We start from the raw sequence: 21846 nt of genomic DNA, 5'->3' as shown, positions 1-21846 counted from the left end.
GCCTGTTTGTCGGTCGGATCCGACACGGCGCTGTCCTGCTTCTTGCGATCAAGCATAGCAGCCCCGAATACATACAGGGGTGTCAGGAAAAGTTTGTTGTTAAGGCTCAACAGACACGGCGCGCAAAAACCACGACCGTCGACACGGGCGAGATCGATGGGACAGGCGGTTAGATAGCGAACAGACCGCGTCCTACCGTGGCATCATGCTAAGAAACCAACCATCACGGAGCTGCCATGACCACCGATTACACCGCCCCCGCCGCCACTGAGGCCACTGAGGCCAGCCTCGACCACTCGCACCTGACGACGACGCAAGCGAAGGAAACGTCGCGCGACGACAACGACCCACAGTTGCGGCATTTTATTGCCGCGCTGGGCATGCGCCGCCCCGTCGACACCGCCAAGGTGGCCCGCCTGCTCGAGCACGTCATCAAGGAAGCGATGTCGGCCAACATCGACTGGCTGGAAGGCCAGATGCGCGCCGACGGCTGGGAAGCGGCGCTGTCGGACGGCGAATCGCTGGGCGTGCTGGCGACCCGGGCCAACGCCTACCTCGAGTCGCCCGAGGGACTCGAACTATTCAATCTGTTCACCCGCACCTTCGCCCGCACCACCGGGGAAATGTTCGACTGAACTCAGTGCCCGGTCCGCTGCACCAGCGCCGCCCCGCCCCCGTGGCGGCGGCTTTCGCTGACCGCCGTCACGCTGCCGTCGGCATGGAACACCAGCGCATTGGCGGCGCCGATCTCTTCCGCTTCGGCGTCCCAGCGGTGGCCCATGCGCGCCAGCGCCTGGCCCTGCGCGCTGGCGGCGAAACCGGGCTCGACCGAACTGGCGGCGCCGTTGCGCTCGCTGATGCGGGGCGCGTCGATGGCTTCGTTCATCGGCATGCCCAGGTCGACGTGATTGACGATGGTCTGCAGCACCGTGGTGATGATGGTGGCGCCGCCGGGACTGCCGATGGTGAAGGCCGGCTTGCCGTTTTTCAGGGCAATGGTGGGCGCCATGCTGCTGCGCGGTCGCTTGCCCGCTTCCGGCACGTTCGGGTGAGGACCGCTGAAATCGAAGTCCGTCATTTCATTGTTCAGCAGAAAACCGTAACCGGGCACGACGATGCCACTGCCACCCCATGACTCGATGGTAAAGGTGTAGGAGACGATATTGCCGTCCTTGTCGGACACCGTGAAGTGGGTGGTGTGGGCGCTTTCCTGGCGTGGCGGACGCGCCGCGGCCGGCCGCAAGGGCACGCTCTGGTCGTCCTGGAACAGGTAGGGGTCGCCGGCGCTGGCGCGCGTGGCCGCCTGGTTCACATCGATCAGGGCGCGCCGTTGGGCCGCATAAGCTTTATCGAGCAGGCCGGCGACGGGCGCCTCGACATATTCGGGGTCGCCCAGGTAGGCATTGCGGTCGGCAAAGGCCAGCCGGCTCGCTTCCACGTACAAATGTTCCACCTGGGGCCGCGCCATCGCTTTCAGGTCGTAGCCCTCGAGGATATTGAGCGCCTCGGCCACCGCCATGCCGCCGCTGCTGGGCTCGGCCATGCCGTACAAGTCGTAACCCCGATAGGTCGAGTGAACCGGTTGGCGAATGCGCGCTTCATAATTGGCCAGGTCGGCCAGGCGCATCTGCCCTGCCCGCACCGTGGCCCCACCCACCATGGGCGGACGCTGCACGGCGTCGACGATGGCCTGCGCCATCGGGCCGCCATAAAAAGCCGCCGTGCCGCGCGCGGCGATCTCGCTGTAGGCGCGCGCCATGCCGGGATTGCGGATCACGGTGCCGACCGGCAAGGCCTTGCCGCCGCTCAAGTACAAGGCGCTGGCGCCCGCAAACTGGCGAAATTTTATTTCATTTTCGGTCGTCAAACGATTGAAAGTTTCATTCACGGTAAAACCCTGGCGTGCCGTCCTGATTGCCGGCGCCAGCACCTGCCTGAAGGACCGGCTGCCGTACCGGCTCAATGCCTCGTGCCAGCCGCGCACGGTGCCGGGCACGCCGACGGCCGCGCCGCTGGCGACGGCGCTGTCGAAATCGATCGGCTTCCCGTCCTGCAAGAACACGGCCGGTGTGAATGCGGCCGGCGCCATTTCACGCGAATCGATGGTGACCACGCGCTGCTGCTTTGCCAGGTAAATGACCATGAAGCCGCCGCCGCCGATGCCGCAGCTAAACGGATCGGTGACCCCGAGGGTGGCCGCTGCCGCCACCGCGGCATCGATGGCATTGCCGCCGCCGTTCAAGATCGTCATGGCCGACTGCGACGCCGCCGCGCTGATGGTGGCCACCGCGCCGCCCGTGCCGGTGGCCAGCGGGGTTTTCGCCAGCGCCGTTGGCGCGCCGATCACGATTGACAGGGTGAGCGTGGTCAGCAGCACGGTGGCACCGCGCCGCATGCGCGAGACGGGCAAGGCGCGCGGGGCGGCCGTGGGAGAGAACTTCGCCATGATAGCTTCCTCGGGTGTGGTCGGAATGGCCATCATAGCAAACTGCCGAGCAGCAATATGCAAACAGCTTCGCCCCCCCGCCGGCAACACTAGCGCGCCGCCGGCGCCTCCACCGTGTGCTCGCCGCTGGCGGTGACGCCCTTGCGGTGCGTGCCTGAACTGGCCGGCGCCGGATTGACGGTGACGCCGAACACGGAGCCGAAGCGGTTGCGCTGATCGTCCACCGTGATCACCTCGGCGATGACGTCGCACGGCCCCGCCTGGCGCACCTTGAAACGCGCGCTGATGGTGACGACGGCGCCTTTCCTGCCCTGCTCGATCGCGGCGGGAACGGCCCCGCCCAGTTCGTCCAGGCAGCCGCGCGCGGTGATGGCAATGGCCAGGTGGGGCACATCGTCGAGCAGCGTCAGGCGCAGGCGCGCCACGGTGGCGGCGCCCACTGGCGCCACCGCCGGATGCATCGTCAGGTGCGCCTTGACGGGCGCGGCCAGGATGGCGCTGCCGGCATGGGCGATGGCGGCCTGCGCCAGGCAAGCCGCCAGCAGGAGTCGCTTCCAGTAGTTGATCAAGGTGCGGCCCCTAGGGTTGGCATGCCGGTTTGCCTGCGGTGGTGTAGGGGAAACCATTGATGATGGTAATGAGGCCACGGAAATTGCTGCCGGCCGTCGCTTCCCACACAGCGTAATTCTTGCACAGGTAAATGTCGAGGAAATCGACCAGCTCCGGGCCGGCGGCGGCGCGGTCGGTGCCGCCTTTCATGCCTAGCAAGGTGGCAAACACCGCGTCGCCGTTGCTGATCACGTCTTTGACCGTGGTGGCTCCCTGCGCCACGCTGTCTTGCGCATTATCGGCAATATCCCACAAAATCGCCGCCACCGTCGCCTCCGACAGAGTGCCATCGAGGGCGCCCCCGGCGGTGCCCACTGGCACGGCGGCAGGCAGGGTTTCCAGGTTCAGGGCAAACGTGGTGACGGCGTTGCTGTCAAGATATTGCGGGCTGCGCAGCACCTGCTGGCCGAAGAAGGTGGCGGCGCCCTCGCTCCAGGCCAGCTGGGGCGGCGAGCGGCGACTCGAGCTGTGCTCGCCGCCGGTGAGGCGCTCGGCCGACAGGTGTTGCATGAAGAAGTGACCGAACTCGTGGGCCAGCACGGCGTCGTCGTAGGCGTCTTCGTCGGCCACCGTGGAGAGCACGAAGATTTTCGCCTCGCTGTGCCGGTAGCAGCTGGCCAGGCCGCCGCAGGTGGCGCCGCCGCGGGTCCACTGCCACGTCAGCACGGGCAGGCTGAGCGTCACGTGCGAAGCGCTTTCCTTGAAGGCGTTCACGCCCAGGTCGAAAATATTGAACGCCTCGGCGAACGAGGCATCGCGGCGGGCCCGCAAGTCCGCCTGCACCACCTGCGCCGTCACCGCAGCGTCGAGTTCGGCGCTGCGGATGGCGTACAGCGCGCCGGCGGCATTCACCACTTTCTGGCGCACGCTGGCATTGTCCTGGCTGGCGATTACTTTCACATAGTATTTTGCCGGCGTGGCCATGCTGAAGCGGGCGCTGTAGTCGCCGTTTTCGTCGGTGGACGTGGTCGCGAGCAGGGTGTCGCCGGCCAGCTGGCGTACTTCCACCGTGGCGTGGCGAATCGGCAATTCGGTGGCCGTCGTCGCCGGGCCGGTCAGCGCCACCGGGTAATCGTCGTAGGTGGCGCGGCCGGCCACGGAAAAGCCGCTGCAGGGGGCGTAGTCGACCTGGGCCACCTCCCTGCCGCTGCCCAGGCCGCCGAAGTCCGCATTGGCGGGCACGAAACTGCCCGTATAGGTCGACACGACGCCGCAATTGACCACCTTGAGCGTGTAATTGACGGGGGCCTGCGAACACGATTCGTACAGGTCGACGCGCACCTTGTAGCGCCCCGCCCGCGGTTGCGCGTCGGCGGCCCAGACGATATTTTCGTTGTTGACATGGTCGAGACGACAGCCGGCATTGCTGTCGAGGTCAAGCTGCCCCCCCGTCGCATCGCTTCGGCTGGCGTAAAAAATTTCCTCATTGCCTGGCGTGACGACGTGCAAGTCAACATCGTCGCTATGGTCGAACGACAGCGAAATCTGCAGCGGCCCGCTGCCCACGCGCAAGAACGTGGCATTGGCCAGCACCGGCTGGCTCAGCGTGCCATCGGCGCCCACCAGCTGCGCCGACACGGTGCGCTGCGAGGTGGCGGCGCCATCCTTGAGGAAGCTGGGCGCCACCGCCAGGTCGAAGCGGATGCGCCCGCCTTCGACCACGCCATTGGCGACGAAATAACCGGGCACCGCGCTGATCTTGAACACGGCCTTGGTGCTCAGCGCCGGATTGGCCGCGTCGACATAAATGATGCCGGTGCCGCCATTGATGAGGGACTGGGGGATGACGACCTGGCTGATCACGGTGGAATTGGCCAGCGTGCCGGCAAATGCGCCGCTGGGGAAATACACGCCATTTTTGAACGACAAGCCTTGCCCGGACAGCGCGCGCGGCGTGACGGTAAATTCGTTGGTATAGGTGGCGGTGCCGCTGGCGGTGGTGATGTCGGCCGAGACGATGCACACGCCCACATCGCCGACCGCGGCGCTGGTGGCCAGGCGGGCGCCGGCCACGCTGCCGGCGCGCAGGCCACCGCAGCCCTCGCCCACGGGCGTGACACTGATGGCGCTGGCGTTGGCCAGTTCGACCACCAGCTGGACGGTGTCGCCCGAGGCGGGGCGCACGGCCGAAAAGCTCACCGCCGGCGTGGGCGCCACCAGGTCGTCCTTGGACAGGAACGTCACCGCCAGCGTCACCGTGTCGGAGGTAACGGTGCCGGCGCCATTGCTGACCTTGACGTTGATGCGGGCGCCGTCGTCGGCCGTGGCGAGGGCGGCGATCGTGTAGCTGGCGCCGGTGGCGCCGGCGATCTCGGCGCCGTCGCGTTGCCACTGGTAGTGCAGTGGCGTGCTGCCGGTGGCCGTCACCGTCAGGGTCAGCGCCTGCCCCGACACCTTCGGGCTGGCCTGCGGTTGCACGCTGATTGCCGGTGCGACCGCCGGTGGATCGCTGTCGCCACCGCCACAGGCGGACAACAGCAGAAGCATGCAAACGAGCAGGATCCGGCGAAAGGTGGGCATGCACATGGTCGGGGACTTTCCAGGTCAGGGGAACGGCGATCGGCGCCGGGCAGGCCACGCTGACGTGCCCGGGGCTGTTGACAATACCCCTGTCCGAACTTGCCGAAACCTGTCAGATCACAGGAGGCGACACCATGCAGTTTCCTTGCGCGCCGTCAAATGGCGAGCGCTGGTCCGATGCGCAGGCGGACGCCCTGGCCGCGTCCTCGTCGATGCGGCAGCGCACCGGATTGGCGCCGTCGCGGCTCCACTCGCACCAGCCGCCGTCGAACACGGCGATCCGCTCCCAGCCCATCAGCCAGGCATAAAAGAAAGCCAGCGAGGCACGCCAGCCGGTGCCGCAATAAAACACCGCGTGCTGCTGCGCATCGATGCCGGCCGCCTGCCACATGCGGCGGATCTGCGCGGCGGGGCGCATGCGGCCGGCGTCGTCGTGGAACGCGCTCATGCTGTTGATGTCGTCGCCGGCGCCGGCGCGGCCCCAGCGGGCGCCGGCGATGTCGCCGCGTGCGGCGATGTAGGGATAGCCGGAGTACTTGCCGACGAACTCGTTCCAGGTGCGCGTGCTCACCAGCACGCCGTCGGGCTGCGCCAGCATGGCGCGCGCCCGGGCCATGTCGAACAGGTAGTCGGGCCGGCCGGGAAACGGCGCGCCGAACGACGCCGCCGGGCGCGCCGGCGCTGGCGAAGCCTGCGTGAGCGGCAGGCCGGCGCCGCGCCAGCCGGCCAGGCCACCATCGAGCAGGCGCACGTCCGCCACCCCCGCGTACAGCAGCACATGGGCCAGGCGCGCGGCGGCCAGGTTGTTGCGGCCATACAGCACCACGGTGACATCGCAGGCAATGCCGTGCGCCAGCAACAGTTGCAACAGCACGGCGTCGTCGAGCTTGTTCCACAGCACGCCGCCTTCGATCTGCGTGGTGTCGACATACGCGGCGCCGGCAATGTGGCCACCCTGGTACTGCGCCAGCGCACCGAAGCCCGCTTCGAGCAGGCGCCATTCCCCCGCCGGGGCCGCCGCCGGCGCCGCGCCCGCGATCAGGCTGGCCAGCCAGGCGGGCGTGACGAGCTGGCGCCAGCGCGGCAGATCGGCGCGAAAACCAGCGCGGGCGGCGTCCCTAGTCGGGCCGATGGGATGCCGATGCATGATTTGGCCTCAACGTAACCTCAACTGATGAAATCGCACTGATGCGCCAAACACTAATTTCTATTGCAGGTCCACGCCCCACGGAATGGATCCATCGTGTTGTATGGGGTGTCCGCATTGCCAGAAGCTGTGGCATGCTGAAATACGTCAACGGCCATTTGACCAGTCAGGTAAGTCGTTCCAGATCTGGATACGGATGACAAGGATCCAGTGAGGGCACCATCGATTTCATTGACAGATCCGGAAATTTTATAAACGTTGAATACAATTGAAGCCGAACTATCAAATATTCCATTGACAATCTTTATTGTGAAATCTGCGGTAGAAGTGGCGCAACTATAAGCGCCATCATACAAATGAGAGCCAGGCGTCACGTTCATACTGAAGGTGACAGCACTGACGCCCGCCACGGCCGCATCTATTTTCTGCCCAACTGAATGAATATACCCACTCCAACTGGCCCTTCCAAGGCTGTCTGTATTTACAAATACTGGAGCAATATAGCCACTCCCTGGCGTCGCTGAAAATGACACCGGGGTACCAATAACAGGCTTGCCAAGGTAATCTGTCACAATTACTGTGATCGGCTTCGGCAACAAAGAATGCTGTACGACCGATTGCAAATCGCCAGCCATCACAGCGATGTTCGCTGGTCCGGCAGCATAGCAATTGATCGAAATTTTACTTGTTGCCGATCCAACCATTCCGGAACCATTGCTGATTCCGCAAAGCTGAGCTGGTGAATTTGGTTGCGCAAGTATGCTTACACTATAGGTCGCGCCACTCGCAAGCGAAGCAGGGAAAGAAAAGCTGGTTGCGCCGCTGGAAATCGCAATATTATCGGCCCCATTATTTTGCAGAACCAGGCCGGCCCCTGTTAAGCCACTAATTATGCCACTCAGCTTTTGACTCGTCAGAGTCCATATTGCTGAGGATGATCCAATTGAGATTGAAGTTGTGCTGCTTAACCCATAGCCAGGCGACGTCGCACGCAAAGCAATAATGTCTCCATTTTTAACCTGAGAAAATAATCCAACTACAGCAGTGTTGTTTTTTATAAGCGTCGCTCCTGCACTCACAATAACAGGCGCAGCAACTCCTGCTCCCAAACCAGCCACGATGATTTGGCTGCTAGTGATAATTTGCCCAGGACTTGCCTCTGTAATCGGCGGAAAACTGAGTCCGGTGACTGGCACGAGTCGTTGTGGAAGTACGCCTGAACCACTTTGATCGATCCACTCTTCGAAATTCGCGGCAACGATTGTCACGCCATTTTTAATGTAGTACGTATCCAGATTGGCCCTGATTAATGCAAAGTTAATTTTTGAGGCTGCCAATTCTTTTGCCGTTGTAATTGATGGCGTGGTAACGGCACCACTAATCGAAATTTGCGCAGCTATTGTATTGATGTAATTTGATAGTTCAGACGCCTGATTGGTCCCGTTACTCCTGGCTGCGTCGCTGGCCATTTGTGAAAGAATGACTGAAGCTGCCATAAGAACTGCATCCGAATCTTTATTGCCAGCAATATTCATGGAGTAGAAGCTTGCAAAAGAATTGACTCTTCCAGAATCTATTCCAAAAAATGACAACACCTCGGATTGCGATTGCGCATTGGCTTCAGCATAAGTCTTTCCTTGCGCCACAAGCGCTCTGAGGCGTGGCACCTGCAATGATGTTAGAACATTTACCGTCGGCATTGCATTGACACCAAGGTCGGCAATTGCACGAAGTGAAATCTGCGAAACGGATAATTGCCCGGTCAATTCATCCATATAATAACCACTGCCAATGATTTCAACTTGCGAGGTACTTACTTTCAAAGGGACAGTAAAACTTCCCAAGTTATCAGAAGTAGAAACATTAAAAGTTTTACCGGTCGGACTTAAGGTCGAATTCAGTTCATTGACGGAAATCTGCGATCCTATGGCAAACGGACCTTTCTGCGCATGACCTGCAAGTATGTAGGAATTTTCAGCAGGCAATGAAACTGCTCCACCATTATTCACTGAACCACCACCTCCGCCGCCACAACCCCAAAGAAAAATGCCAGTCACGAGGGCAGCGACCAAAAATCGTTTTTTCATTTTATTTTCCATTATTATTTATAATCTCGTGCCATTTTTTCAATATGGCAGCGCCAATAAAACCAACTTGAATTCGATGGATTTTATGGTGTGGCTGGCAATCGCGGAGAAGGGTGTCAAGGCAATGAGACTGACCGTGTTAGTGGCCATGTCGACAGAGGAGAAGCAGAGGAGGCAGTCGAGCGCAACCGGGCGTAGTTTGGTGCTTCTGATACGGGATTGCCACCAAACAAGCGCCCGCGCATACGGCAAGAAAATTTGGTCAACATAACATCAACACACAGAAATTACCTGAGATATTAATAATTTGTTCGTATTGATATTGCTATACTCTACTATGAAAGCCTTGGGTTAGCAATGTGAATCACTGCGATTTCTTTAGAGCTCTTGATCCATCATTTTCGGTTAAAGGCCGTGCATTAAACACAAGTCGATCATCAGTCCACTTCGCCATGAGTCTTGCGTGGAGTGGACCTTGCCCGGATATCGCGAAACCCATCCCGGAACATCCAGGCGCCGGTGCGCCATTGATCTTGCAAGTCGATCGGACTGAGACCCTTCGGCGTCGCACTCGCGGACCATCCTGCAACTCTGCTCACGGACTTGTTCTTGCCGCGCTGCGTCTGGTCAGATCATCGATCGTTTATTGAGGAATTTTTACAAATGCAACGTTGGCATGATCAGGATGGCCAGCCAGAGTAGCGGTACGGATCAGCCAGCGCTGCGCCAGAACGCCAATGCCGTGGTGGCGCCATTTCCAGGCTTGACACTCAGCGTGGTCAACCGCGGCGTGCTGCTACCAGCTGAGTTATCGGAGGCGCCCGCGCCAGGCGGGCGCGACTGAGCGGGGCGGGCTGCGATGCGTCTTGATCGTTTTGCAAGCAGTTTTGCAAACGCAACATTGGCATGTTATAAACGCAGGCGCGTTCGCCCTGGTATGCACGGCGCGGCCTGACATCGGGCATACCAGACATTCACCATCAAGAGGACACCATGATTTGTACTTCATGCGCACTACAGCAGGACGACGCCAATGTGGTTTGTAGCGGCTGTGGCATGGCAGTCGCCGGCGCCGCCGCAGCGCCCCTGTCGCGCATGCTGCCCGGTGGCGGCACCGACGCGGGCGCCATCCCGGACGGCGTCAAGGGGTGGAGCTGGGGCGCCTTCCTGCTCAACTGGATCTGGGCGATCGGCAACCGCACCTGGATCGGCCTGCTGGCCCTGATTCCTTACGTGGGCGTGCTCGTGGCCATCTGGCTGGGCATCAAGGGGCGCGAAATGGCGTGGAAAAACGCCAGCTGGGACAGCCTGGAACATTTCAACCGGGTGCAGCGACGCTGGTCCATCTGGGCGCTGGTACTCACCTTCGGCATGGCCGGCCTGGGCATTTTCGCCGCGATCGCCATTCCCGCCTACCAGGCCTATACCGTCAAAGCGCGTCAGCACGCGCAGGCGGGCGAGCCAGCGCTGCAGGCGTTCCGGCCGGACGGCACGATCGACAGCAATGCCACCGACCTGCCCGCCACGATCGATACCGTGGCCGGCACGCTGGCGCGCAACACGGCGCGGCCCGCGCAGCGCTTCGTCACGCTCGACGGCAAAGCCCTGTTCAAGGGCGATGATGCGAACTGGCAGTTCCCGCTGCGCGCGTTCACCCTGTCGCAGGGTCGCGAAGCGATCCTGATGGCCAGCAGCGGCGGGCGCGGCACCAGCTGCGAAACGCGCTTCTTCTTCCTGCTGGCCGAGGCGGGCCAGGTCAGGGCGACGCCGCACTTTGGCAGTTGCGCGGCCCAGGCGGAATTTGCCCAGCGGGGCGACGCCATCACCGTGGTCACGCCCAAGCCGGGCGGCACCTCGACCGTCGTGCTGGCCGGCGGCGTGCTCAGTGAAGACGGTCGCAGCGTGGAACTGAACGACCTGAACGACCCGGCAAAATAAGCGGCCCGCGCGCCGCTGTACGTATCAGCGGCGCAGCTGCGCCAGGTCGCGCACCGCGCCCCGGTCGGCCGACGTGGTCAGCGCCGCATACGCCTGCAGCGCCTGCGACACATAGCGTTCGCGTCCCAGCGGCTGCCAGGCGTCGGGGCCGCGCGCGTCCATGGCGGCGCGGCGGTGCGCCAGCTGTTCGGCCAACACCCGCAGATTGATGGTGCGCGCGGGGATGTCGATGTCGACCATGTCGCCCTCCTCCACCAGGCCGATGGCGCCGCCCTCTGCCGCTTCCGGCGAGGCGTGGCCGATCACCAGGCCGGACGAGCCGCCCGAGAAACGCCCATCGGTAAACAGCGCACATGCCTTGCCCAGGCCCTTCGACTTGATGTAGGACGTCGGGTACAGCATTTCCTGCATGCCGGGCCCCCCTTTCGGGCCTTCGTAGCGGATGATGACGACGTCGCCGGCGACGACCAGGTCGCCCAGGATCGCTTCGACGGCATCGTCCTGGCTTTCAAACACGCGCGCCTTGCCGGAAAACTTGAGGATGCTGTCGTCGACGCCGGCCGTCTTGACGATGCAGCCCTTCTCGGCGATGTTGCCATATAAAACGGCCAGGCCGCCGTCCTGCGAGTAGGCATGGGCACGGTCGCGGATGCAGCCGTTGCTGCGATCGAGATCGTTTGCCAGGTAGCGCTCGCCTTGCGAAAACGCCACCTGGGTGGGCACGCCGCCGGGGGCGGCGCGAAACAACTGGTGCACCGCGGGGTCGTCGCTGCGGGTGATGTCGTAGTGCTCGATCGCCGCGCCCAGCGACGGGCTGTGGATGGTCGGCAGCGAAGTGTCGAGCAGTCCCGCGCGCGCCAGTTCGCCCAGGATGGCGACGATGCCGCCGGCGCGGTGGACGTCTTCGATGTGGTATTTGTCCGTCATCGGCGCCACCTTGCACAGGCACGGCACCTTGCGCGAAATGCGGTCGATGTCGGCCATGGTGAACGCCACCTGCGCCTCGTGGGCGGCGGCCAGCAGGTGCAGCACGGTGTTGGTCGAGCCGCCCATCGAGACGTCGAGCACCATGGCGTTTTCGAACGCCGCCTTGGTGGCAATCGAGCGCGGCAGCACCGAGTAATCGTCCTGCTCATAGTGGCGCTTGGCCAGTTCGACGATCAGGCGGCCCGCCTTCAGAAACAGTTCCTTGCGGTCGCTGTGGGTGGCGACGATGGTGCCGTTGCCCGGCAGGGCCAGGCCCAGCGCCTCGGTCAGGCAGTTCATGGAATTGGCCGTGAACATGCCCGAGCACGAGCCACAGGTGGGACAGGCGGCCCGCTCGATTTCGGCCACGTCGGCGTCCGAGACACTGCTGTCGCCCGCCTTGATCATGGCGTCGATCAGGTCGAGCTTGATGATTTTCTGGCCGCCGTTGACCACCTTGACCACCTTGCCCGCCTCCATCGGCCCGCCCGAGACGAACACCACGGGAATATTCAGGCGCATGGCGGCCATCAGCATGCCGGGGGTGATCTTGTCGCAATTGGAGATGCACACCATGGCGTCGGCGCAGTGGGCGTTGACCATGTATTCGACGGAGTCGGCGATCAGGTCGCGCGAGGGCAGCGAATAGAGCATGCCGCCGTGGCCCATGGCGATGCCGTCGTCGACGGCGATGGTATTGAATTCCTTGGCCACGCCGCCGGCCGCTTCGATCTCGCGCGCCACCAGCTGGCCCAGGTCTTTCAGGTGCACGTGGCCGGGCACGAACTGGGTGAACGAGTTGACGACGGCGACGATGGGCTTGTCGAAGTCGCCGTCTTTCATGCCGGTGGCGCGCCACAGGGCGCGCGCGCCGGCCATGTTGCGGCCCTGGGTGGTGGTATGGGAGCGATAAACGGGCATGAGAGACCTCTGGCTGATGGCGTGATGAAGCCTCCAGCGTGCCCGCTTGCGGGGAAAAAGTCCAATACTGCCTGAACGCTGCTGTAAGTGGCGCAGCGTATCAATGGCAGCCGTAACAGCTGCCATCGATATCAGGCGGCCAGGCCGCCCGCCCCGCCTCAGGCGAAATGGTCGAGGTTCATCACCTTGGTCCACGCCGCCACGAAGTCGCGCACGAACATCGGCGCCGCATTGGCGCTGGCATACACCTCGGCGATCGCGCGCAGCTGCGCGTGCGAGCCGAACACCAGGTCGACACGCGAGGCCGTCCACTTCGCCTCGCCCGTCTTGCGCGAGCGCCCCACGAAGTGCTCACCGGCGGACGACTGCGCCGTCCACGCGGTGTTCATGTCGAGCAGCTCGACAAAGAAGTCGTTGCTCAGGGTGCCAGGGCGCGCCGTGAACACGCCCTCCTGCGACTGGCCGACGTTCGCGCCCAGCACCCGCAGGCCACCAACGAGCACCGTCATCTCTGGTGCCGTCAGCGTGAGCAGTTGCGCACGGTCGACCAGCAGGGCCTCGGCCGAGACGCTGTAGCGGCTTTTCTGGTAGTTGCGAAAGCCGTCGGCGATGGGCTCGAGCGGAACGAACGCGTGCACGTCCGTCTGCTCCTGGCTGGCGTCGGTGCGTCCGGGCGTGAACGGCACCTCGATCGGGTGGCCGGCGCTGATGGCCGCCTGCTCGACGGCGGCGGCGCCGGCCAGCACGATCAGGTCGGCCAGCGACACCCGCTTGCCGCCCGACTGCGCGTCATTGAACTGCGCGCCGATGCCGTCGAGGGTCGCCAGCACCTGCGCCAGCTGTGCCGGCATATTGACGTCCCAGTCCTTTTGCGGCGCCAGGCGCACCCGCGCTCCATTGGCACCACCGCGCTTGTCGGAGCCGCGGAAGGTCGAGGCCGACGCCCAGGCGGTCGACACCAGTTGCGCCACCGTCAGGCCGGACGCCAGCACCAGCTGCTTGAGCGCGGCGATGTCGTCCGCCTCGATCAGGGGATGATCGACGGCGGGCACCGGGTCTTGCCAGATCAGCACTTCGGCCGGCACTTCCGGCCCCAGGTAACGAGCACGCGGACCCATGTCGCGGTGGGTCAGCTTGAACCAGGCGCGCGCGAAGGCGTCGGCAAACTGGTCGGGGTTGTCGAAAAAGCGCCGCGCAATGACGGCATAGGCAGGGTCCACGCGCAGCGCGATATCGGTCGTGAGCATGGTCGGACGGTGCCGCTTGCTGGCGTCGTGCGCATCGGGAATAAGGCCATCGCCGCCCTTGGCGACCCACTGGTGGGCGCCGGCCGGGCTGGTCGTCAGTTCCCACTCGAAGCCAAACAGGTTCTCGAAATAATTGTTACTCCACTGCGTGGGCGTGCTGGTCCAGGTCACTTCCAGGCCGCTGGAGATGGTGTCGCCGCCCTTGCCGCTGCCGAAACTGCTGTGCCAGCCAAAGCCCTGCGCCGCCAGCTCGCCCGCTTCGGGCTCGGCGCCCACGTGATCGGCGCTGCCGGCGCCGTGCGTCTTGCCGAAGGTGTGGCCGCCGGCGATCAGGGCGACCGTTTCTTCGTCGTCCATGGCCATGCGGGCAAAGGTTTCACGGATGTCGATGGCCGAGGCGAGCGGGTCGGGCTTGCCGTCCGGGCCTTCGGGATTGACATAAATGAGGCCCATCTGCACGGCGGCCAGGGGATTTTCCAGGTCGCGGCTGTGCGGCGCTTCGCTGTCGTCGTCCTTGACCAGCACGCCGTGGGGCGCGTCCACGCCGGGCGAGCCGGTGGCATAGCGCACGTCGCCGGCCAGCCATTTGTCTTCCCGGCCCCAGTACACATCCTGGTCCGGCTCCCACACATCCTGGCGGCCGCCGCCGAAGCCAAAGGTTTTAAAGCCCATGCTCTCGAGCGCCACGTTGCCCGTCAAGATGAACAGGTCGGCCCAGGAAATTTTCTCGCCGTATTTTTGCTTGATCGGCCACAGCAGGCGGCGCGCCTTGTCCAGGTTGACGTTGTCGGGCCAGCTGTTCAGTGGTGCAAAGCGCTGCTGGCCGCGGCCGGCGCCGCCGCGGCCGTCGCCGATGCGGTAGGTGCCGGCGCTGTGCCAGGCCATGCGCACGAACAGGCCGCCGTAATGGCCGAAGTCGGCCGGCCACCAGTCCTGCGAGTCCGTCATCAGGGCGGTCAGGTCACGCTTGAGCGCGGGCAGATCGAGGCTGTTGAAGGCCTCGGCATAATTGAAGTGCGCGCCCATCGGGTCGGACTTGGACGAGTGCTGATGCAGCAGGTCCAGGCGCAATTGCTGGGGCCACCAGTCGCGGTTGCTCGTGCCAACGCCGGCTGCGGCACTGAATGGACATTTTGCTGCGCTTGATTCGGTACTCATGGGTAAATCCTGTCTGTGCAAAAAAACGTGGTGATGGGAGTACGTCTACAAAGTATAGGAGGTTTGGCGCTTGCCGTGGATTGGTAATGCGTATCGGTGCGATAGCGTAATTTTCAAAGAAAAAGCGAGCCGATGTCGACGTTGCAAGGTAGCAGCAACGTCGTGCATGGCATCAGGCCCGCTTGCGCGCGCAGCCTGGACAGCACACAAATCCATGACATTTCTGACAGCTTTATGCACCAAATTGGTGTGGCGTACTAACAACTATACGGCCGATTATTACCGATAGTAACAATTTGTTTCCGTCAGGAATGTAAAATGGCGCTTCTCGCGGTCTTTGCATCACATCTACTCAGGAGCACTTTTCATGGGCTTTTTCGCCAACCTCAACATCGGCAAGCGTCTTGCCATCGGATTCGCGCTGGTACTGGCGCTCACCGTCGTGATTGCCGGCACGGGCGTCTGGCGCCTGCAGCAAATTTCGCACGACACGCACGTGGTGATGAGCGAGTCGCTGGCCAAGGAACGCCTGATCGTGCAGTGGTACACCCGTGTCTATGGCGCCGTGCGCCGCACCGCCGCGATCGTCAAGAGCAGCGATGCCTCGCTGGGCGCCTTCTTCAAGGACGACGCGGCGCTGACCACGCGCGAATCGGCCGAGCTGCTGGCCAAGATCGAGCCGCTCATCGTGGCGGGGCCGGAAAAGCAGTTGTTTGATCAGATCATGGGCCAACGCAAGGCGTATTCGCGCCTGCGCGACGCCGCCGTCAAGGCCAAGGCCGACGGCGACGCGGTGGAAGCGGACCGCGTCCTCGACAAGGAATTCATACCGATCTCGAATGCCTACCAGGAGTCGATCCGCGAACTCGTTGGCATGCAACACCGCAATATCGACGCCGCCGCCGCCGCCATCGCCACGGCCTCGAACGACAGCACCCGCCTGATCACCCTGCTGACACTGGGCGCCGTGCTGGTCGGTGCCGGCTTTTGCTGGCGCCTCGCCGTCGGCATCGTGCGCCCCATCCGCGCCGCCGTTGGCGTGGCAGAAACGGTCGCCGCCGGCGACCTGTCGCAGCACATCGACACGGCCGGCAAGGACGAAACGGGGGCCTTGCTGCGCGCCCTGCGCCACATGAACGACAGCCTGACCTCGATCGTCAGCGAAGTGCGCGGCGGCACCGACACGATCGCGCTGGCCTCGCAGGAAATCAGCGCCGGCAACCTCGACCTGTCCGATCGCACCGAGCAGCAGGCCAGCGCGCTGGAAGAAACTGCGGCCTCGATGGAAGAACTGACCACCACCGTGCGCCACAATGCCGACAATGCGCGCCAGGCCAATGTGCTGTCGATCGCCGCCGCCGACGTCGCCGTGCAGGGCGGCGCCGTGGTCAGCCAGGTGATCGACACCATGGGCGCCATCAGCGAAGCCTCGCGCAAGATCGTCGACATCATTGCCGTCATCGACGGCATCGCCTTCCAGACCAATATCCTGGCCCTGAACGCGGCGGTGGAAGCGGCCCGGGCCGGAGAACAGGGGCGCGGCTTCGCCGTCGTCGCCTCCGAAGTACGCACGCTGGCCCAGCGCTCGGCGGCGGCGGCGAAGGAAATCAAGGAGCTCATCGGCGCTTCGACCGAGCAGGTCGAAGCGGGTACCCTGCTGGTCGACCGGGCCGGCGCCACGATGGAGCAGGTCGTCACCAGCATCGGCCGCGTGACCGACATCATGGGCGAGATCACCAGCGCCAGCCAGGAACAGTCGGGCGGTATCGCCCAGGTCAACCAGGCCATCGGCCAGATGGACCAGGCGACCCAGCAGAACGCCGCCCTGGTCGAGCAATCGGCGGCGGCGGCGGCGGCGATGCAGGAGCAGGCCGCCAAGCTGGCCCAGGTGGTGAGCGTATTCAAGCTGGACCGCTCAATGGCGACGGCGGCGCCAGCGGCCCGCACGCGCCCGGCCGTGGCGGCGCCCAAAGCGCCGGCGCGCCTGGCGAAGGCGGCGGCAAGCGACGAGTGGGAACAGTTTTAGATCACCTTCATCGACAACGTCAGCCTGAACGCGGTTCCCGAACCGACCAGCCTGACCCTGCTGGCCATCGGCGCCGCCGGCCTGGCCGGCCGGCGTCGCCGCCAGGGCTGAGCCCGGGCCGGCAAGCGCGTCGCCCCACTTAAGTGCCTATCTGATTAGCTAAGTACGGGTGGTTTGCGCCGGATCAAACCGGAGATGGAAGCTGGCATGGCGCCGATGCAAACGTTTGCCTGAGCCCGGGTCCGCTTATGATAGCGGTGGTCCAGGCTTTATTGACATCAAGCACGCCGTCGTAGACACTTTCGCCGCGCCGATCAAACCGCCCCTGTTTTCTGCCGCCATCATCTATGCAAGCGACGCACTCCCCCACCGCCACCGCCACCGACCAGCGCCCGCCAGCGCCCGCCTGGGGCGGCGTGTTCGCCCTGTCGCTGGGCGCTTTCGCCCTGGTTGCGGCCGAGTTCATGCCCGTCAGCCTGCTCACGGCGATCGCCGCCGACCTGCGCGTGAGCGAAGGGCAAGCGGGCCAGTCCATCGCCGTCTCCGGCGCCTTCGCCCTGATCGCCAGCCTGGCGCTGTCGGCACTGGCCGGCGGCATCGACCGCAAGCGCCTGCTGCTGGCGCTGACCATGCTGATGATCGTCTCCGGCAGCGTGGCTGCGTTCGCGCCCGATTACGCCACCTTCATGGTCGGCCGCGCCTTCCTCGGCGTGGCCATCGGCGGCTTCTGGTCAATGTCGGCCGCCACCGCCATGCGCCTGGTGCCGGCCGCGCAGGTGCCGAAGGCGCTGGCCATCGTCAATGGCGGCAACGCGCTGGCCACGGTGGTGGCGGCGCCCCTGGGCAGCCTGCTGGGCGCGCTCGTCGGCTGGCGCGGCGCCTTCTTCTGCCTGGTGCCGGTGGCGCTGGTCGCGCTGGCGTGGAGCATGCTGAGCCTGCCGTCGATGCCGGCGAGCGCGCTGCGCAGCAGGCGCAGCATGCTCACCCTGCTCAAGAGCGGGCCTGTGGCGCTGGGGATGGTGGCGGTCAGCCTGTTTTTCATGGGCGAGTTCGCCCTGTTGACGTATTTGCGGCCCTTCCTCGACACGGTCACCCATGCCAGCGCGGCCACCACTGCGCTGATGCTGCTGCTCATCGGTGTCGCCGGTTTCATCGGCACGGTGCTGATCGGCGCGCTCGTCAAGCACCACCTGGTGCGCGCGCTCGTCGCCATCCCGCTGGTGATGGCAGCGCTCGGCCTTGCCCTGATCGCCTTCGGCAGTTCCACCCTGGCCACGGCCGCGCTGCTGGCCGTGTGGGGCCTGGTGGGAACGTCAGCGCCGGTACTGTGGTGGTCGTGGCTGGCGCGCACCCTGCCCGACGACGCCGAGACGGGCGGCGGCCTGATGGTGGCCGTGGTCCAGCTGGCCATCGCCACGGGCGCGGCCTTTGGCGGGCTGCTGTTCGACGCCCACGGCTACCAGGCCACCTTTGGCCTGTCCGCGCTGATCCTGCTCGTTGCCGCCGCGTTCGCCGCAGCCGCGGCGCCACGCGACCAGGAACGCCTGACAAAACCCGCCAGTGACTCTGCAGACAACAGCCGGGTGCACTAAGAACCTATCCCGGTAGGTCGGAGTCGCTGCTTGCGCGCCTGGCAACCGATGGCGGCGTTGCTCGTCTTCGCATGGCTCGCCATGCGTCATCCTCGCGCCTTGCCCTCGGCTGCCATGCATCGCAATCCGCTTCCTCCTACCTACCGGAATAGGTTCTAAGTGCCGACCGTTCGCAATCGGCCATAACCGGTCCTTCGTGACAGTCCGTGAATTTTTCATTGTGGCAGCCTGTTATGCTGGCTGAACGTTCGGATGCTGCTAAAAGTAGCCCTTATAGCATCTACAGACAACTTAAATTAATTCAGAATAAAAAGACACCATGAATATAACCAAGAAATTTATCGCCCAGAGCATGCTTGTTGGATTGGTCATTGCGGTGCTCGTCCTTGCTTATGAATATAATTTTGGCCCGATATCTGACAATTTTTGGATAAGAGGCATAGGCATCGGCATACTGTGCGGTTTTGCAACAGTCACTTTTTTATCGATGTGGAATAAAAAGAGTTGATGAGTGTCTGATTATGTTCGGCTCCTGCCCTTCGTGACAGTCTGCGATTTTTTGGCCCTCGCGACATAAATTCCAGACCAAGAGCCTGGCCCCTCGTCGAGCAAAGTCTGCTTAGGGTCGAAACCAGCCCATAGGCTTCGTCAACCGTTTTTTTCGTTATCAAAATGACAGGCTTGCAGAAGGACCGAATTCAAAGGGATGGACGCCCCCACCCGTATCGGCATCAGCTGTGCCAATGTGGACGTGTCAAGCAAGCACTTATCGATGGCAGCAGCGATCGCAATTTCACCGACGCGTAACTCAAGCGACGGATGGAGGAGATCGAAGCGAGCATCGATCGTTACCTGACCGAGCTCGACAGCGCCGACAGACACGAGCCCGGCGCCGCAAAATCGAAACAGGGGCGGCTGGTAGAGAAAATAGCGGCATTGAAATTGCAAGTGGCCTCGCTCAAGTAGGCGCACCCTCTGGTGAGGCCACATGCTTTGCGTGCCCAGGGCATGCCAGTGCGCTCAAAAATTGCCAGAACGCCAATCAAGTCCTGTCGCCGCGAGGGTGGGAACGGTCAGCGACATTGATGACCTATCCCGATACCAAATTCGAGCAACTACATCGAGCGCAGCATGCGCAAGCTGTCGATAAATTTTACAGCTAGAAAATTATATTCCGCATCGGAAATAAATATTCCACAAAATCAATGACTTAAATTGATGGCATGATTTGTGCCTAAGAGTTAAGAAATTCTTTGAACTACACTAAGGACTCACATGAAACTGGCAAATTATCTGACTGCGTTGGCTGTAGCCGCAACCTTGGTAGGCACTGCACACGCTTCCGTCATCGCTGTTATCGATACCTCTGGCAATACATCAGCAAATGCCACAATTGCGGCGGCAGCGGTGGGCGATACGATTTCTAACATCTCGGGCGCAACGCTTGCTGGAATGAGTTCTGCCACGTTGCTCTCTAAATACGATGCCTTGATCTTCTCTTGGTCCGGTTCGACCTACTCGCCCTCTTTTTGGAATACCTTGCGCGACTACGTTAGTGGTGGCGGTGGCGTCATTTTCGATGGCGCTCAAAATGCGAAGAGTGCCTTGACAGGTTCTGGGATCACGTTCGGGTCGGCTAGTTTTTCCGGCAACTTAAATGTTGTCGACCATAAATTTGTGTCGGAGTCGACTGTTTTTGCAGATAACTCGCACCTCGGTAACATTATTGCCAACGCAACTTGGAAAACTTTCATTTCCAGTGCAGCAGGAGCGAACGGCGTCTACGCCGATTTTGGCGCTGGCCACTTCATCGTCACGTCCACGGACTATTTTTACCACGCCAATAGCGACGCGGAACGGGCGTTCCTGACCGAGGAGGTCAAGTATGCAACTTCTGGAGCTGTGCCCGAGCCTGTTAGTTTGGCACTGGTGGGGCTTGGCCTCCTCGGTGTTGCTGTCGCACGCCGCAAGAAAGCGTAAATTCGCGAATGTAGCATCGAAAAAGCCTGCGAATGCAGGCTTTTTTTGTGTCTCTGTCTCGTGTCTCGCCCTGGAACAGCTTGTTACTTACCCCGAAGTCGACCGCGCGGCCCGCAGGGCGGTGGTGACGACGATGGCGACCCAGGCAAGGCTGGGTGATAAAAGGACACGCCGCACTGCTCATTGACGAGGTGCGCGACCTGGACGGCTATCGCATACCTTCAGTATTTCGTGCCGAACGTGCCTCCGTTCTGCCGTGGCTGGCTCGCGTTTGACATAATTCCAGTTCCCGTACGGGCCAAGCGTGGTCAAGCTGGCAATTTGATGAGCGGCCGCCTTGGGTCCAGGCTGTGTAAAAACGCAAAAACTTGAAATTTTCATGCGTAGGATAAGCCCTCCCGAACTCCTGAAAATCGCGCAGCGGCGGTGTCGCGGATCGCAGCGCATCGTCCGATCGATCACCGATCGCCCAAAGGCGGATAGCCACGCATCGATAATCGCGCGGCCCTCACCGGACTCTTGTTTGCCCTCAAGACCGGTACACCATGGGGGCGCCTGCCGCGCGAACTCGGCTGCGGCAGTGGCATGAGGTGCTGGCGTCGCCGCCATGAATGGCTGCCAGCAGGCGTCTGGCAGACGTATTCACAAGGCGATTCTGCGACGGCTGCGCGAGCATGACCAGATCATGGGGGATCGGGCTTGCGTTGACGCTGCAAGCTTACCTGCCCCTGCCGGAGGTGCGCCTGCGGGCCGAAACCCGACCGATCGCGGCAAACCCGGCTGCAATACCATCTGCGGGTCGATCAGCGTGCGCTCCCACTTAAGCCGTCACCTCGACGCCCTTCCAGAAAGCGATGTAACCGGCAATATTGCTCGCTGCGGACTTGGGATCGGGATAAAACCAGGCGGCATCCTTGTTGACCTTGCCACCGGCCTCGATGTCGTAGTAACTGGCCGTGCCTTTCCACGAACAGACGGTGGTCTTGTCGGAGGGTTTAAAAAACTGCATGTCCAGGGCGGACGGCGGAAAATAATGGTTGCCCTCGACGACCAGGGTGTCGTTCGAGTGGGCCAGGACTTGACCGTTCCAGGTGGCTTTCATGGGGTCTCCGAAGGTGGGTGAGATGCTGCGTCGGGAAGCTGCTGGCCGATTGTAGCAAGTCGGGCGCGGCCGTGCTGGCGCGTCCCGATCCGGGGCCTGCCCTGCCG

At 62.8% G+C, this 21846-nt stretch carries 16 protein-coding genes and 2 pseudogenes; 10 read left to right on the top strand and 8 right to left on the bottom strand.

Going from position 1 to position 21846, the window contains the following annotated elements:
- The first annotated feature begins 236 nt into the window (after positions 1 to 236).
- Complete coding sequence (locus ACP7EY_RS20325; protein ID WP_426196839.1) at positions 237 to 635, top strand: hypothetical protein; 399 nt, start codon at positions 237 to 239, stop codon at positions 633 to 635.
- A gap of 2 nt (positions 636 to 637) precedes the next feature.
- Here ACP7EY_RS20325 and ggt read toward each other — a convergent pair whose 3' ends face one another.
- From ggt to ACP7EY_RS20300, 5 genes are all read right to left on the bottom strand, one after another.
- Positions 638 to 2446: a gamma-glutamyltransferase gene (gene ggt / locus ACP7EY_RS20320; protein ID WP_426196837.1), complete on the bottom strand. Its 1809-nt coding sequence runs from the start codon at positions 2444 to 2446 to the stop codon at positions 638 to 640.
- A gap of 89 nt (positions 2447 to 2535) precedes the next feature.
- On the bottom strand, positions 2536 to 3015 hold the full coding sequence (locus ACP7EY_RS20315; RefSeq protein WP_426196835.1) for a hypothetical protein: 480 nt from the start codon (positions 3013 to 3015) through the stop codon (positions 2536 to 2538).
- A 10-nt stretch (positions 3016 to 3025) separates the two neighbouring features.
- Positions 3026 to 5575 carry a hypothetical protein gene (locus tag ACP7EY_RS20310; RefSeq protein ID WP_426196833.1) on the bottom strand — a complete coding sequence of 850 codons (2550 nt, stop codon included), beginning with the start codon at positions 5573 to 5575 and terminating at the stop codon, positions 3026 to 3028.
- Positions 5576 to 5687: 112 nt separating this feature from the next.
- Positions 5688 to 6722 carry a sulfurtransferase gene (locus ACP7EY_RS20305; protein ID WP_426196831.1) on the bottom strand — a complete coding sequence of 345 codons (1035 nt, stop codon included), beginning with the start codon at positions 6720 to 6722 and terminating at the stop codon, positions 5688 to 5690.
- 53 nt (positions 6723 to 6775) lie between these two features.
- A complete protein-coding gene (locus ACP7EY_RS20300; protein ID WP_426196829.1) occupies positions 6776 to 8821 on the bottom strand; it encodes a hypothetical protein in 2046 nt (681 codons plus the stop codon).
- 673 nt (positions 8822 to 9494) lie between these two features.
- Here ACP7EY_RS20300 and ACP7EY_RS20295 point away from each other — a divergent pair.
- Together ACP7EY_RS20295 and ACP7EY_RS20290 are read left to right on the top strand one after the other, a co-directional pair.
- Positions 9495 to 9653, top strand: coding sequence for a hypothetical protein (locus tag ACP7EY_RS20295; protein WP_426196828.1), 159 nt, complete (start codon positions 9495 to 9497; stop codon positions 9651 to 9653).
- A 212-nt stretch (positions 9654 to 9865) separates the two neighbouring features.
- Complete coding sequence (locus ACP7EY_RS20290) at positions 9866 to 10747, top strand: hypothetical protein (protein WP_426196826.1); 882 nt, start codon at positions 9866 to 9868, stop codon at positions 10745 to 10747.
- 24 nt (positions 10748 to 10771) lie between these two features.
- Here ACP7EY_RS20290 and ilvD read toward each other — a convergent pair whose 3' ends face one another.
- Positions 10772 to 12634 carry a dihydroxy-acid dehydratase gene (ilvD, locus tag ACP7EY_RS20285; protein WP_426196824.1) on the bottom strand — a complete coding sequence of 621 codons (1863 nt, stop codon included), beginning with the start codon at positions 12632 to 12634 and terminating at the stop codon, positions 10772 to 10774.
- A gap of 158 nt (positions 12635 to 12792) precedes the next feature.
- Positions 12793 to 15039 carry a catalase/peroxidase HPI gene (gene katG, locus ACP7EY_RS20280; protein WP_426196822.1) on the bottom strand — a complete coding sequence of 749 codons (2247 nt, stop codon included), beginning with the start codon at positions 15037 to 15039 and terminating at the stop codon, positions 12793 to 12795.
- 367 nt (positions 15040 to 15406) lie between these two features.
- On the opposite strand from katG, the gene ACP7EY_RS20275 reads away from it, so the two are divergent.
- The 7 genes and pseudogenes from ACP7EY_RS20275 to ACP7EY_RS20245 form a co-directional block, all read left to right on the top strand.
- Positions 15407 to 17065, top strand: a complete 1659-nt coding sequence (locus ACP7EY_RS20275; RefSeq protein WP_426196820.1) for a methyl-accepting chemotaxis protein — start codon at positions 15407 to 15409, stop codon at positions 17063 to 17065.
- Entirely contained in the window at positions 17066 to 17176 is a 111-nt protein-coding gene (locus ACP7EY_RS20270; protein ID WP_426196921.1) for a PEP-CTERM sorting domain-containing protein, read from the top strand.
- A 236-nt stretch (positions 17177 to 17412) separates the two neighbouring features.
- A complete protein-coding gene (locus tag ACP7EY_RS20265) occupies positions 17413 to 18657 on the top strand; it encodes an MFS transporter (protein WP_426196818.1) in 1245 nt (414 codons plus the stop codon).
- 319 nt (positions 18658 to 18976) lie between these two features.
- Complete coding sequence (locus ACP7EY_RS20260) at positions 18977 to 19165, top strand: hypothetical protein (protein WP_426196816.1); 189 nt, start codon at positions 18977 to 18979, stop codon at positions 19163 to 19165.
- 260 nt (positions 19166 to 19425) lie between these two features.
- Positions 19426 to 19620, top strand: a pseudogene (locus tag ACP7EY_RS20255) (IS5/IS1182 family transposase); the annotation flags it as partial.
- 312 nt (positions 19621 to 19932) lie between these two features.
- Complete coding sequence (locus tag ACP7EY_RS20250; RefSeq protein WP_426196814.1) at positions 19933 to 20637, top strand: PEP-CTERM sorting domain-containing protein; 705 nt, start codon at positions 19933 to 19935, stop codon at positions 20635 to 20637.
- A gap of 465 nt (positions 20638 to 21102) precedes the next feature.
- Positions 21103 to 21459: pseudogene (locus ACP7EY_RS20245) on the top strand (transposase); the annotation flags it as partial.
- Here ACP7EY_RS20245 and ACP7EY_RS20240 read toward each other — a convergent pair.
- The gene (locus ACP7EY_RS20240) at positions 21458 to 21739 is read right to left on the bottom strand and encodes a DUF427 domain-containing protein (RefSeq protein WP_426196812.1); all 282 of its coding nucleotides are present in this window, start codon (positions 21737 to 21739) and stop codon (positions 21458 to 21460) included. The pseudogene ACP7EY_RS20245 and the gene ACP7EY_RS20240 overlap by 2 nt on opposite strands.
- Positions 21740 to 21846 lie beyond the last annotated feature (107 nt).

The sequence above is a fragment of the Massilia sp. DWR3-1-1 genome, assembly GCF_049898325.1.
Classification (GTDB): Bacteria; Pseudomonadota; Gammaproteobacteria; order Burkholderiales; family Burkholderiaceae_D; genus JAFCUW01.
Note: the sequence above shows the minus strand (reverse complement) of the source record. Positions and strands in the feature narration are given on the sequence as shown.